Here is a 14,591-nt window from a genome sequence, read left to right as displayed (position 1 = left end):
TTTATTTTAGTAGCTTGACATAACCCAATACCTGTACCAGGCACTCCGGCCCAATACGCGCCTGATGATAAACATTAAGGAGGCTCATGCGTTTTCTTTTGGATATTGCTCCTGTTTATGACTGTAAGAACACTCTTTTACATAAGTCTCACGTTTTTTCTCCTGTCACTTCCGCACCAGCTCTGGGCGCAGGATCAATACCAGGGTTATGTTTTAGACTCTAAAACGGAATTGCCACTGGAGGGAGTTACTGTAACTGCTAACACAGGGGCGCAGGTTATCAGCAATGCGAATGGCTATTTTACTCTTCCGGTAACAGGGGATATCAATAGTGTCGTTTTCAGTTACATCGGTTATAATACAGCAACAGTGCACGCACCAACTGCCTTTCAGCAAATAAGGGTGCTGCTGCAACCTGCTGCTTCTCGTTTACAGGAAGTACTTGTAACTGGATATGAAAGTAACCGGCCTTTGCTGCAAACAGCCGGAGCTTTAAGCCTGCTAGAACATGAGTCAATAGCGCGTTATGACGAAAGCTCCATTGTACGTGCTTTGAACACAGTACCGGGTGTGCGGATGGATGAACGTGCCCCGGCCAGTTACCGGTTGTCTATCAGAGGCAGCACCTTGCGATCTCCTTATGGAGTACGAAATGTAAAAGTATACTTTGATGGCATTCCGTTTACGGAAGCAAATGGCACCACGGCGCTAAACTTGCTTGATGCGGCCAACATTGGAACAATAGAGATACTGAAAGGGCCGGCAGGCAGTATTTACGGAGCAGGAACAGGTGGCACCGTTTTACTGGAACCCCAAAGAGCTGCCCCCGCTGAGAAACAAATACGGATTGGCACTACCCTGGGCTCCTATGGCTTGAGGAGATATGTAGCCAGTGCCAGCGTTGGGGCGGAAAACAGTAAGACACTGGTGCAGTACACACGGCAGCAGTACGATGGGTACCGCCAGCAATCTGCCACAGACAGAAGCGTTCTGTTGCTGTCGTCTGAATTTAAGCCTTCTGAAAAAAGAACGCTAAACGCCAATCTAATATATTCTGATCTCTTTTATGAATTGCCGGGCGGACTGACGCGTGAACAGTATCAGCAGAATCCGAGGCAGGCACGCGGTGGCATGTTTGGCAGCGTGGCACAAAATGCGTCGCTTGGCCTGGAGGGTATTACTATGGGCCTGAAGCAGGAGTATAAGTTCAGTGCTGATTTCAGGAACACCACTGCTTTGTATGGATTGCATAAGTTTAAAGATAACCCGTTTAACACTGACTATGAACGCAATACTAACCAGGAACTTGGTGGGCGCACCAGCTTTGTTTACAATACATCCCTTGGAACAGTAGGTGCTACATTTACTGTAGGCGGAGAGTTTCAAAGAGGCTTTGAGGCTGCCCGTACGTATGATAATAACGGAGGTACTCCCGGCGCCCTCCGGACAGATGATGAGGTGGTTACCAAAATAGGATTTGTTTTTGCACAAGCGGAATTATACCTGCCAGCAGACATTATAGCCACAGCAGCGCTTAGCCTTAATGATGCGCAGTATAAAATTACCCGTTTACATCAGGCAAGTAGTGGCAACTATAAACTGAACCGTAATTTTAAAACGGTTTTATCGCCAAGAATAGCGCTGCTAAAACAACTAACGAATAAAGTGTCTGTACACGGCAGTGTAAGTTCCGGCTTCTCACCTCCTACCGAAGAAGAAATCCTTACTTCTGACGGTTCTTTAAATGAAGACCTGGAAGCAGAGAAAGGTACAAACTATGAGCTGGGGGTGCGGGGTTTTGCGCTAGCAGATAAGTTAAGCTTTGATGCAGTAGCCTATTACTTTAAGTTAAAAGAAACAATTGTAAGCCGACAGGATGTGTCTAGTGTGGCTGTGTTCCGAAATGTGGGGTCTACAGCGCAATCGGGTTTGGAAGTGAGCCTGGGTTATACATTGCTTTCTGAGCCGGATAAGTCGCTTAGTTTGCTGAAAATATGGAGTAGCTATGCGTATAGCCATTTCCGGTTTAATGAGTATGAAAAAGGTGAAGCTAATTTATCCGGGAACAAACTGACAGGGGTAGCGCCGCATGCCCTCACTACAGGGCTTGACCTGGATACTCCGTTCGGACTTTACCTGAACCTTACTTCAAATTACCTGGATGATACACCCCTTAACGATGAAAATACTGTGTACGCGAGCAACTACTTTGTATTTGGTGCCCGGGCAGGACTAAAACGGCAACTAGGAAAGCACCTGAAGCTTGAGCTGTTCGCGGGGGCAGATAACCTGACAAATGTAAAGTATAGTCTGGGCAACGACCTGAATGCTTTTGGAGGCCGTTACTTTCAACCTGCCCCCGATCGTAATTACTACGGCGGCATCAACGTCGGCTATACATTGTGAAATGCAGCGCTTTGCGGGTAAGTATAACTGCTTTTTACTACCGGGTAATGTCTGGTGTGGGAGGGAACCGGGACATAATGTTGGCAATTATTCTGTTTATTTTTCGTGAGTCAACAGCCGTTGCCGGATCTAAAACCGACTCAGACCATCCGCGCCATATCAGTTGATTTGTATTGCGGTCAATAAGGTCTATTACTAAAGTGCCTGCCCTGTATTCTCGTATGTTACGAAACTCAGGAATACCGCCATCACCATAGTTATAGCGGTACCCATACCAGTAACTGTACCCATACCCAAAGCCCGGCGGAAAAACATAGTTGCTTGCCGGCTCCTGTTGTAGGTCCACAGCTATGTCATAAGCCACAAGTAAACCCGGATCTAAAGTAGTAGGGCTCAGTCCCTGCTTTACCAGTTCACTGGCAATAGCCTCTCTTATGCGTAAGTCCAATGCCGAATTATATGGAAGCCCTTCTGCTCCTGCTGTTGGAGGAGGCACCTCTGTTGGGTACCAGTTAAATGTCTGGTATACTTTAAAGTTGGCAGAGCGGTCATAAGCAGTTTCCACTTCGGGTATAACCGCACAACTTGTTAGGCAAAGTGCAAACAGTAAAGCAGTAGCTGTTTTTAATCGTGTAAACGCAGGTGTTATAGATAGAGGCATCGTAGCTATATTTAGTTGATGAACTATACGCTTGTGCGGAGTAGATGGCTGCGTTATGCTGGCGCACTTGCTTCAGACATGAGCTGTGCCGCTGCCAACGTATAGTATAGAGAAGGAGTTGATAAAATAAAACGCCGTGCGCTTCTGCTGAAATAGAAGCACACGGCGTTGCTAAAAGTTGAAGTTATTGCTTATTGATTATTTGGCTGGCGGGTAATCATTTAAAATGTCTTTAACGATGGTATTAATGCGCTCCTGGCTAATTCCTCCTGCCATATCAACAGCGGCTTCTCCAACGCCTCTCCATACCAGTTCATTTGTATCAGCATCAACTAAGTCTACTACTACTGTACCCTCTTTATACTTATTGATAGTTTTGTAAGTGGCCGGAAAGCGGTTAAAGCCATAGTTGTATCGGTAACCGTACCAGTAGCTATAACCATAGCCGAACCCCGGAGGGTAAACGTAATTGGTGTTTACTGCCATCTCTGTGTCAACAGTTACATCGTAAGCAACTTTTAAATCAGGATTTGTCGCATCGTAAGAAAGGCCCTGATTACCTAAAGACTGACGTATAGCAGTTTTCAGATACTGATCCAGCATCGTATTATAGTTACCGGAGGTCTCTCTTGATTCAGTAGGCTGCTCCTGGTAAAAGTTAAATGTTTTGTATTGGCTAAAGTCAGTTGATTGAGCATAGTCTGTGTTTACATCAACTGTAGGAGCACAGCTTGCTACTAGTAGAAAACATAAGCCCAAAAGAAATAGCTGGGTTGATTTTGTAATTTGTTTCATAGTCTTGATAGTTAATATGTTCATTTATACATGTATACGGGTACATTCAGGTGTTTTGGTTCAAATCAGGCTGTTTGATTAGTAATTAAAACTTTAAAACTTGTCTATAAAGCAAAAAGCCTGACCGATACGGCCAGGCTTTTCCATTCACTATATATAAGGTGTTGCAGCTTATCCCACTGCTACCATTTCATTGTTATTCTCGTTGTATGACTCAATCGGGGCGCAAGAGCATACCAGGTTACGGTCACCGTAAGCGCTGTCGATGCGGCTAACGGTTGGCCATACTTTATTGTCGCGCAGGTAAGCCATCGGGAAAACCGCTTTTTCACGAGAATAAGGGCGCTCCCAGTTCTCTACCATCACTACTTTTAATGTATGTGGCGCGTTTTTCAGTACGTTGTTCTTCTGGTCGGCTTTGCCCGCTTCAATCTCACGTATTTCCTCACGTATCGAGATCATCACGTCGCAGAACCTGTCCAGTTCTTCCTGTGGCTCAGACTCTGTTGGCTCTACCATCAGCGTACCAGCAACCGGGAACGATACCGTTGGCGCATGGAAACCATAGTCCATCAGGCGCTTGGCGATATCCTCAACCTCAACACCAACTTTCTTGAACTCACGGCAATCCAGGATCATCTCGTGCGCGCAACGTCCATTCTTGCCAACATAAAGCACAGGGTAATGCTTCTCAAGGCGAGCCTTAATGTAGTTGGCATTCAGGATGGCCACCTTTGTTGCCTCTGTTAAACCTTCGCCGCCCATCATGGCGATGTAAGCATAAGAGATAGGCAGAATAGAAGCTGAACCCCAAGGCGCTGCAGAAACTGCATGAATCGCTTTGTCACCGTTGATCTTTCTAACTGCGTGGCCCGGCAGGAACGGAGCCAGATCTTTTACCACACCGATAGGGCCCATACCAGGACCACCACCACCGTGAGGGATACAGAAAGTCTTGTGTAAGTTCAGGTGGCAAACGTCTGCGCCAATGTGCGCCGGAGAAGTAAGGCCAACCTGGGCGTTCATGTTGGCGCCGTCCATGTAAACGCGGCCGCCGTTGTCATGTATAATCTGGCAGATCTCGATGATGCTTTCCTCATATACACCGTGTGTAGATGGGTACGTCACCATTAAGCAAGACAGCTCATTCTTATACTGCTCTGCCTTGGCACGAAGGTCAGCTACATCAATGTTACCTTTCTCATCGCATTTCACGATCACCACTTTCATACCGGCCATTACTGCAGAAGCAGGGTTTGTGCCGTGGGCAGAAGAAGGAATCAGGGCAATGTTTCGGTGATGATCACCACGAGACTCATGATAGGCACGGATTACCATCAGACCGGCATATTCACCCTGAGCACCTGAGTTTGGCTGCAGCGAAACAGCATCGAAACGTGTTATCTCACATAGCCAGGCTTCCAGGTCAGCAAAGATCTGCTCATACCCTTTTGTCTGGTCAGATGGGGCAAATGGGTGCAGCTGCCCAATCTCAGGCCATGTAACCGGGATCATCTCAGCTGTTGCATTCAGTTTCATGGTGCAGGAGCCAAGCGCGATCATCGAGTGAACCAAAGAAATGTCCTTGTTCTCCAGGTGCTTCATGTAGCGCAGCATCTCATGTTCTGAGTGGTGCTTGTTAAACACCTCCTGCTGCAGGTAATCGCTCTTACGGATCAGGCTGTCAGCCCACTTAACTTCAGTTTCTTCCGGTAGCTCATCTATACTTAATACATCAGCAGATTTGCCAGCCACTTTTGCAAATACAGCCAGGATATCTTTTACATCCTGCAGGTCTGTATTCTGGTTAATTGAAATGTGAATTTTTGTATCACCATTGTATAAGAAGTTGATACCCGCTGCCTCAGCCTCCTTGCGGATAGCCTGCTGCATATCAGAACTTTCTACAGTAATGCTGAGCGTATCGAAATACTGCTCATTCTGCTGCTCAAAGCCAAGTGCCTTTAAGCCTTTGTCCAACTGCTGTGTAAGGGCATGCACATTAAGACCGATGTACCTCAGGCGGCGTGGCCCATGGTATACGGCATACATACCAGACATTACAGCCAATAATACCTGTGCTGTACAAATGTTTGAAGTAGCTTTCTCACGGCGGATATGCTGCTCCCGCGTCTGGAGGGCCATACGGTACGCTTTGTTGCCTTCCGCATCTATAGATACTCCAATGATACGGCCAGGGATCACACGCTTAAAAGCATCTTTTGTAGCAAAGTAAGCTGCATGCGGACCACCAAAGCCCATCGGCACACCAAATCGCTGTGTAGTACCTACTACAGCATCTGCACCCATTTCACCCGGAGGTGTTAATAAAGTAAGGGAAAGGATATCAGCAGCTACAGCAACATAAATGTCCTGAGTGTGTGCGTTGCTGATAAAGTCTGTATAGTCATACACGCTACCATCGGCAGCAGGGTATTGTAAAAGGGCACCAAAAAAGGAATCATCATTTAAGTCAGCCTCACGATGATCACCAATCACTAACTCAATACCAATAGGTGTAGCACGTGATGCCAGCACATCTATTGTTTGTGGCAACACCTGATTTGAGACAAAGAAACGGTTTGCGTTTTTGCGTGAGCCTTTGCGCTGCGCATAAAACATACCCATTGCCTCTGCAGCGGCAGTACCTTCGTCAAGCAACGATGCATTAGCGATCTCCATGCCAGTCAGATCCATCACCATCGTCTGATAATTGATCAGAGCCTCCAGTCGGCCCTGTGCAATCTCAGCCTGATATGGTGTGTAAGCGGTATACCAGCCCGGGTTCTCCATAATGTTACGAAGTATAACCGGTGGCACGATCGTATCATTATAGCCCAGGCCAATGTACGACTTGAACACCTTGTTCTGCCTGGCTATCTGTGAGAACTTATTCAGGAAGTCCTTTTCAGTTAAAGCGGTTGGAAGGTTAAGAGGTTTTTTCAGACGGATGGCGGCTGGAACAGTCTCATCGATCAGTTGGTCCAGCGAGTTAACCCCGATGGTTTCAAGCATGTCCTGCATCTGCTCTTTATCAGGGCCGTTGTGGCGCTCTTTGAACACATCCGCAGGTTTGGTTTTAAAAATCATAACGATGATATATTAGTCTGGAATTTGTTGGGTTTTTAACTCCTTTAGAAACAGGTTTTAAGTCTGTTGCCTACTCTTTTTACAAAAGTAGTAATAGTTTATTATATTGAAGCATGAAAGCTAAATAGTTCATAACTGCATCGAAGTATGCTTAACCTCTTGAAGTATAAGCACCAGCAGCTGGTTTTGTTTATGAGCTAACAAGAAAACCGAGCTAACAATTCAAGGAAAAGGAACCAATGGGCAAACTGAAATTCGGCATCATAAAAGAAGGTAAGATACCTGTAGATAAAAGGGTGCCTTTAACACCGAAAAAATGTGTAGAGGCGCTGCAGGAATTTCCGGAGATGGAGATTGTGGTGCAGCCAAGTGATATCCGCTGCTTTACCGATGCCGAATACCGGGAGCTGCACATCCCGATGCAGGAAGATCTGAACGACTGTGATGTATTGATGGGAGTGAAAGAGGTGCCGATAGACCAGCTTATTCCAAACAAGACATACATGTTCTTTTCGCATACAATTAAGAAGCAACCCCACAATGCAAAGCTTCTCCGTGCTATACTTGACAAGAACATCACTCTGCTGGATTATGAAACCTTGAAATCAGCGGATGGACAGCGGGTAGTAGCCTTTGGCAGATATGCAGGTATTGTGGGTGCATATAATGGCATACTCACCTATGGTAAAAAACATAAGCTCTTTGATTTGAAGCCGGCTTACCTGTGCCATGAAATGGAGGATATGCAGGAGGAGTACTTTAAAGTAAAGCTGCCACCTATTAAGATTGCCGTAACCGGAGGGGGACGTGTGGCCGGAGGCGCCATGGAAGTATTAGATAAAATGGGTATCCGGAAGGTGAGCGTCTTTGATTACCTGTACAAACAGTTTACCGAACCTGTTTATGCGCAGCTACACTCCGGCGACTATAATGCACGGCCAGACGTGGAGGTGTGGGACTCCCCGGATTTCTATGCTAACCCACACCTATATAAGAGTACCTTCCGGAAGTTTACTAAAGTTACCGATCTGCTACTGGCCTGTGCCTACTGGGATCCACGGGCACCTAAGCTTTTTACAGAGGAGGAAACGCGAAAACCGGATTTCAGAATAGATACCATTGCTGACATCACCTGTGATGTAGACGGCTCAATACCCACCACTAAAAGCGCTACAACTATTACAAACCCTGCTTATGATTACAATCCTGAAACAGGAGTGGTAGAGCCTCCCTATTCAAGAGCAGACAACATAACTATAATGGCCGTAGATAACCTGCCTTGTGAACTGCCTCGGAATGCCTCACGCGATTTTGGACGGCTGCTTATAGATAATGTGTTCCCACACTTTTTCAATGGAGATGCAGAAGGAATGTTAGCGCGTGCTACTATTGCCAGAGATGGTAAACTAACAGAACGGTTTAGTTATTTAGAAGACTATGCTAATAGCGCTACTAATAATAAGGAGAAGCAGGAAACAGTGTAGAGTGCTGAAATAGGAATGGAATTAGGATAAAGTACAGGCTATTATATACGCTATAGTTACACGCAAAAACTGCAGTGCGAAAAAAGACAGGGTATGCTTAAAAATTTTCTCGCTGCAAATCAATGTGTTGCAACATTGAATGGTGAAAATAGATACTTTTTTAGGGGGTAGTGCTTGCGGGGCTGAAAACTCTTCTTACCTTTGCATTCCGGTTCAGCAGGAACGGGGCAGAAAGGAAGGGAAGACAGGGCAGCGAAAGCGGCCCGGAGGCGGCGAGAAGGCCATTTTGAAGGACTTTAGGCCTTGAAAAAAACTTACCTTGCCCCTTGCGGTTTCCAAAAAAGCACTTACCTTTGCATCCCGGTTCGGAAAGAGGGCCGGCGGTTGATTCGGAAGCAGCAGGCTGAAAAAAAAGAGTAAAAAAATTTGCTGCAAATTAAAAAGGTTTTGCTACCTTTGCAGCCCGCTCCGGAAGGACGTTCTGAGACGGAAAGAAGAGAAAAAAAAAGAGTGAAAAAAGATTTGGGAGTTTGAAAATAACTTCCGAACTTTGCACCCCGCAAACGAGCGAACGGCTCGAAAGGGAGTAAAAATAAGATCAGCGCCCCCTGGGGCGCTCCGGCGAAGAAAGTAGTTCTTCGGTAAGTTCTTTGAGAGATTGTTGAGACAGAAATAACATACAAAAAGATAAGGTAATCCGCGCAAGGAATTTGCGCCAGTCCTGTAAGGGACAAGGAAAGCCGGGGTCGAACGGACACATTTTGCAGGGAACTGCAGTAAAGTTTTTTACAATGGAGAGTTTGATCCTGGCTCAGGATGAACGCTAGCGGCAGGCCTAATACATGCAAGTCGAACGGATCAGGGAGCTTCGGTTCCCTGGTCAGTGGCGCACGGGTGCGTAACGCGTATGCAACCTGCCTTCTATTGGGGGATAGCCCCGGGAAACCGGGATTAATACCGCATACCACCACTGACCCGGCATCGGGTTGTGGTGAAAGCTTCGGCGATAGAAGATGGGCATGCGTGCCATTAGCTTGTTGGCGGGGTAACGGCCCACCAAGGCGACGATGGCTAGGGGTTCTGAGAGGATGGTCCCCCACACTGGTACTGAGACACGGACCAGACTCCTACGGGAGGCAGCAGTAGGGAATATTGGGCAATGGCCGAGAGGCTGACCCAGCCATGCCGCGTGCAGGAAGAAGGCCTTCTGGGTTGTAAACTGCTTTTATCTGGGAAGAAAACGCCCCTGCGGGGGTAACTGACGGTACCAGATGAATAAGCACCGGCTAACTCCGTGCCAGCAGCCGCGGTAATACGGAGGGTGCAAGCGTTGTCCGGATTTATTGGGTTTAAAGGGTGCGTAGGCGGCCCGTTAAGTCAGCGGTGAAATCCCACGGCTCAACCGTGGAACTGCCGTTGATACTGGCGGGCTTGAGTTCGGTCGAGGCGGGCGGAACTGGTGGTGTAGCGGTGAAATGCATAGATACCACCAAGAACCCCGATTGCGTAGGCAGCTCGCTGGGCCGAAACTGACGCTGAGGCACGAAAGCGTGGGGAGCGAACAGGATTAGATACCCTGGTAGTCCACGCCGTAAACGATGATGACTCGATGTTGGCGATATACTGTCAGCGTCCAAGCGAAAGCGTTAAGTCATCCACCTGGGGAGTACGCCCGCAAGGGTGAAACTCAAAGGAATTGACGGGGGCCCGCACAAGCGGTGGAGCATGTGGTTTAATTCGATGATACGCGAGGAACCTTACCTAGGCTAGAATGCGCGTGACAGCTCCAGAGATGGAGCCTTCCTTCGGGACACAAAGCAAGGTGCTGCATGGCTGTCGTCAGCTCGTGCCGTGAGGTGTTGGGTTAAGTCCCGCAACGAGCGCAACCCCTATCTCTAGTTGCCAGCACGTAATGGTGGGGACTCTAGAGAGACTGCCTTCGCAAGAAGTGAGGAAGGTGGGGACGACGTCAAGTCATCATGGCCCTTACGCCTAGGGCTACACACGTGCTACAATGGCCGGTACAGAGGGTCGCCACCTGGCAACAGGGCGCCAATCTCAAAAAGCCGGTCTCAGTTCGGATCGGAGTCTGCAACTCGACTCCGTGAAGCCGGAATCGCTAGTAATCGCGTATCAGCAACGACGCGGTGAATACGTTCCCGGGCCTTGTACACACCGCCCGTCAAGCCATGGAAGTCAGGGAGACCTGAAGCCGGTGACCGTTAAAGGAGCCGTCTAGGGTAAAACTGGTAACTGGGGCTAAGTCGTAACAAGGTAGCCGTACCGGAAGGTGCGGCTGGATCACCTCCTTTCTAGGGTCGACACCCGGCTTTCCGGGCACAAGCAGACCGGCGCGGATCCTCTTCTTTTGTAATTTTTGTCTCGGCAACACCTCAAAACCTACACTGTATGGTGGCTGTGAGGCGCCCAGCACTCATTCTGGGCTTGTAGCTCAGGTGGTTAGAGCGCTACACTGATAATGTAGAGGTCCGTGGTTCGAGTCCACGCAGGCCCACTTGATTACCCTGGGGGATTAGCTCAGCTGGCTAGAGCGCCTGCTTTGCACGCAGGAGGTCAACGGTTCGACTCCGTTATTCTCCACACCAACACACAACAGGCAGAAACAGCAGGTTTTTGCTTCCAACTTAAGGCCTTTGCTTTGGTTTAGGCTGCTCATAGGGCAGCAGGAGCGGAAGAAAGGGCATTTGAGAGAAGTTCTTTGACATGATGGGAGAGAGAAAATAAAAGTTTAGGTTGTCGGAAACGACAACTCATGCAAAACGAGAAAAGAGGCGGGCCGTTTGCTTTTAGGAGCAACGGCCGAGAACGCAGATAAGGGCGCATGGGGGATGCCTAGGCTCTCAGAGGCGATGAAGGACGCGACAAGCTGCGATAAGCTGCGGGGATTGGCACATACAAATTGATCCGCAGGTTTCCGAATGGGGCAACCCAGTATATTGAAGATATACTACCCTACGGGGAGCGAACCCGGAGAACTGAAACATCTAAGTACCCGGAGGAAGAGAAAATAACAATGATTCCGTAAGTAGTGGCGAGCGAACGCGGAAGAGCCCAAACCAGTCGTGTCACGGCACGGCTGGGGTTGTAGGGCCACGACGTCGGACCAAAGATTGAAGCATAACATCCTGGGAAGGATGACCAGAGGGGGTGATAGTCCCGTGTGCGTAAGCTCTTTGGCCGTAGTGGTACCCTGAGTAGGGCGGGACCGGAGAAATCCCGCCTGAATCCACCGGCACCATCCGGTAAGGCTAAATACTCCTGAGAGACCGATAGTGAACCAGTACCGTGAGGGAAAGGTGAAAAGTACCCTGAATAAGGGGGTGAAATAGATCCTGAAACCATGCGCTTACAAGCGGTCGGAGCCCTTTAGTGGGGTGACGGCGTGCCTTTTGCATAATGAGCCTACGAGTTACTCCTCCCTGGCAAGGTTAAGCTTCTTGAGGAGCGGAGCCGGAGCGAAAGCGAGTCTGAATAGGGCGCACAGTCAGGGGGGGTAGACGCGAAACTTTGTGATCTACCCATGGGCAGGATGAAGTTTGGGTAAAACCAAATGGAGGTCCGAACCAGTTTACGTTGAAAAGTATTTGGATGACCTGTGGGTAGGGGTGAAAGGCCAATCAAACTGAGAAATAGCTCGTACTCCCCGAAATGCCTTTAGGGGCAGCGTCGTGGTGGAGTCATATGGAGGTAGAGCTACCGATAGGACTAGGGGGAGTCACATCCTACCGAATCCTGACGAACTCCGAATGCCATTTGATATACACGGCAGTGAGGCGCGGGGTGCTAAGGTCCCGCGCCGAGAGGGAAAGAACCCAGACCGCCAGCTAAGGTCCCAAAGTCCACGCTAAGTTGAACAAAGGGGGTCCAGTTGCCTAGACAGCCAGGATGTTGGCTTGGAAGCAGCCATTCATTTAAAGAGTGCGTAACAGCTCACTGGTCGAGCGACAGGGCATCGATAATAATCGGGCATCAAGCATGGCACCGAAGCTGCGGATTGCACACTGTGCACTGGTAGGGGAGCATTCCAAGGGCAATGAAGGCGTCCCGGCAAGGGGCGTTGGAGCGCTTGGAAAAGCAAATGTAGGCATAAGTAACGATAATGCGGGCGAGAAACCCGCACACCGAAAGACCAAGGTTTCCTGATCAACGCTAATCGGATCAGGGTTAGTCGGGTCCTAAGGGCGAGGCGAAAGCGCAGTTCGATGGACAACTGGTTAATATTCCAGTACCGGCACGTCATAGCGATGCGGTGACGGAGAAGTGAAAGGACGGCGCACTGACGGAATAGTGCGTTTAAGGGCGTAGGTATTGGCCTGGTTGTGAAGTACGCCAGGCTAGCTGAAATCTGAAAGTACTCCAAGCCCTCGGGCGCGGAGATCGTCCCTAATCAGGCTCCCTAGAAAACCCGCTAAGCGTTTAAATGGCATGCCGCCCGTACCGCAAACCGACACAGGTGGTCGAGGAGAGAATCCTAAGGTGCTCGAGTGAATCACGGCCAAGGAACTCGGCAAAATGGCCCTGTAACTTCGGGAGAAGGGGCGCTTCCTTGTAGCAATACAAGAAGCCGCAGTGAAAAGGCCCAGGCGACTGTTTAACAAAAACACATGGCTTTGCGAAATCGAGAGATGAAGTATAAGGCCTGACACCTGCCCGGTGCCGGAAGGTTAAGAGGGGATGTTAGTCGCAAGACAAAGCATTGAATCGAAGCCCCGGTAAACGGCGGCCGTAACTATAACGGTCCTAAGGTAGCGAAATTCCTTGTCGGGTAAGTTCCGACCTGCACGAATGGTGTAACGATCTGGGCGCTGTCTCAGCCGTGAGCTCGGTGAAATTGTAGTCTCGGTGAAGATGCCGAGTACCCGCAACGGGACGGAAAGACCCCATGAACCTTTACTATAGCTTAGCATTGACGCTGGGTAACTCATGTGTAGGATAGGTTGGAGACTGTGAAGCGGTGTCGCCAGGCATCGTGGAGTCGTCCTTGAAATACAACCCTTGAGTTGCTTGGCGCCTAACCTCTCCAAGAGGGGGACAGTGCTTGGTGGGTAGTTTGACTGGGGTGGTCGCCTCCAAAATAATAACGGAGGCTTTCAAAGGTGCCCTCAGCACGCTTGGTAACCGTGCGCAGAGCGCAATAGCATAAGGGCGCTTGACTGTGAGGCCTACAAGCCGAGCAGGGTCGAAAGACGGATATAGTGATCCGGTGGTTCCGCATGGAAGGGCCATCGCTCAAAGGATAAAAGGTACTCTGGGGATAACAGGCTGATCTCCCCCAAGAGCTCATATCGACGGGGAGGTTTGGCACCTCGATGTCGGCTCGTCACGTCCTGGGGCTGGAGAAGGTCCCAAGGGTTCGGCTGTTCGCCGATTAAAGTGGCACGCGAGCTGGGTTCAGAACGTCGTGAGACAGTTCGGTCCCTATCTGTTGTGGGCGTCGGAGATTTGAGGGGTCCTGACCTTAGTACGAGAGGACCGGGTTGGACGAGCCTCTGGTGCACCTGTTGTGGCGCCAGCCGCAGCGCAGGGTAGCTACGCTCGGACGGGATAAGCGCTGAAAGCATCTAAGTGCGAAACCCGCCCCAAGATGAGATCTCCCTTAAGGGCCGTCCAAGACGAGGACGTTGATAGGCCGCAGGTGTAAAGCTAGAGATAGCAAAGCCGAGCGGTACTAATTGCCCGAGCGTGTTCTCACAGGCCACAGGCCTTTAGCCGCAACGCGGCCCGCCACTTTTCCGCTCTCTCCCCAATCATGCTCAAAACAAGCTTCTATAAGCATTAGACTGCCACAACGACGGCAGCGACGATAATGGTGGCTATGGCTCCGGTGAGCACCTCTTCCCATCCCGAACAGAGAAGTTAAGCCCGGACGCGCCGATGGTACTGGGGTCACACCCGGGAGAGTAGGTGGCCGCCAACCCCAACACCAGCAGGGCAGCATCCGCACAGGAAGCTGCCCTGTTTGGCATTTATACCCCCACCAACCACCAGCAGCAAAACGTAATGACGCCGGCTGGTGCCATTCACCCTGGCAACTCACCAAGCCAGGCCGCTGCCAAAGGGTGATCCTATGGAAAGGCAAGGCAAAGCAAGGCTAAGGGCCTGGGGATACAGGCTAAGGAACAAAAACAAAGAGG

6 protein-coding genes, 2 tRNA genes and 3 rRNA genes are annotated in these 14,591 nt (G+C 49.5%); 8 read left to right on the top strand and 3 right to left on the bottom strand.

Annotation, left to right across the window (positions count from 1 at the left end; translation table 11 throughout):
• Positions 1-117 precede the first annotated feature (117 nt).
• A complete protein-coding gene (locus ACSX1A_RS15610; protein WP_439880569.1) occupies positions 118-2,406 on the top strand; it encodes a TonB-dependent receptor domain-containing protein in 2,289 nt (762 codons plus the stop codon).
• A 37-nt stretch (positions 2,407-2,443) separates the two neighbouring features.
• Here ACSX1A_RS15610 and ACSX1A_RS15605 read toward each other — a convergent pair whose 3' ends face one another.
• The 3 genes from ACSX1A_RS15605 to gcvP all read right to left on the bottom strand — a co-directional run bounded on the left by ACSX1A_RS15605 (position 2,444) and on the right by gcvP (position 6,952).
• Positions 2,444-2,971, bottom strand: coding sequence for a DUF4136 domain-containing protein (locus tag ACSX1A_RS15605; RefSeq protein WP_439880568.1), 528 nt, complete (start codon positions 2,969-2,971; stop codon positions 2,444-2,446).
• Between the two features lie 294 nt (positions 2,972-3,265).
• Positions 3,266-3,862, bottom strand: coding sequence for a DUF4136 domain-containing protein (locus ACSX1A_RS15600; RefSeq protein ID WP_439880567.1), 597 nt, complete (start codon positions 3,860-3,862; stop codon positions 3,266-3,268).
• Between the two features lie 171 nt (positions 3,863-4,033).
• Positions 4,034-6,952 (bottom strand): aminomethyl-transferring glycine dehydrogenase, encoded by a 2,919-nt coding sequence (gene gcvP, locus ACSX1A_RS15595; protein ID WP_439880566.1) that lies wholly within the window; start codon positions 6,950-6,952, stop codon positions 4,034-4,036.
• 239 nt (positions 6,953-7,191) lie between these two features.
• Between gcvP and ACSX1A_RS15590 the strand changes: the two genes are divergently transcribed.
• From ACSX1A_RS15590 to ACSX1A_RS15560, 7 genes are all read left to right on the top strand, one after another.
• On the top strand, positions 7,192-8,436 hold the full coding sequence (locus ACSX1A_RS15590) for an NAD(P)-dependent oxidoreductase (RefSeq protein WP_439880565.1): 1,245 nt from the start codon (positions 7,192-7,194) through the stop codon (positions 8,434-8,436).
• A 788-nt stretch (positions 8,437-9,224) separates the two neighbouring features.
• A 16S ribosomal RNA gene (locus ACSX1A_RS15585) occupies positions 9,225-10,748 on the top strand.
• Between the two features lie 129 nt (positions 10,749-10,877).
• Positions 10,878-10,951 (top strand) — tRNA-Ile (locus ACSX1A_RS15580).
• A gap of 12 nt (positions 10,952-10,963) precedes the next feature.
• A tRNA-Ala gene (locus tag ACSX1A_RS15575) sits at positions 10,964-11,037 on the top strand.
• A 221-nt stretch (positions 11,038-11,258) separates the two neighbouring features.
• A 23S ribosomal RNA gene (locus ACSX1A_RS15570) occupies positions 11,259-14,149 on the top strand.
• Positions 14,150-14,262: 113 nt separating this feature from the next.
• A 5S ribosomal RNA gene (gene rrf / locus ACSX1A_RS15565) occupies positions 14,263-14,374 on the top strand.
• Together the 16S, 23S and 5S rRNA genes with 2 tRNA genes alongside form the textbook arrangement of a ribosomal RNA operon.
• Positions 14,362-14,520: a hypothetical protein gene (locus ACSX1A_RS15560; RefSeq protein ID WP_439880564.1), complete on the top strand. Its 159-nt coding sequence runs from the start codon at positions 14,362-14,364 to the stop codon at positions 14,518-14,520. Before rrf ends, ACSX1A_RS15560 begins: the two co-directional genes overlap by 13 nt.
• Positions 14,521-14,591 lie beyond the last annotated feature (71 nt).

The organism is Pontibacter sp. MBLB2868, assembly GCF_051904785.1.
Classification (GTDB): domain Bacteria; phylum Bacteroidota; class Bacteroidia; order Cytophagales; family Hymenobacteraceae; genus Pontibacter.
Note: the sequence above shows the minus strand (reverse complement) of the source record. Positions and strands in the feature narration are given on the sequence as shown.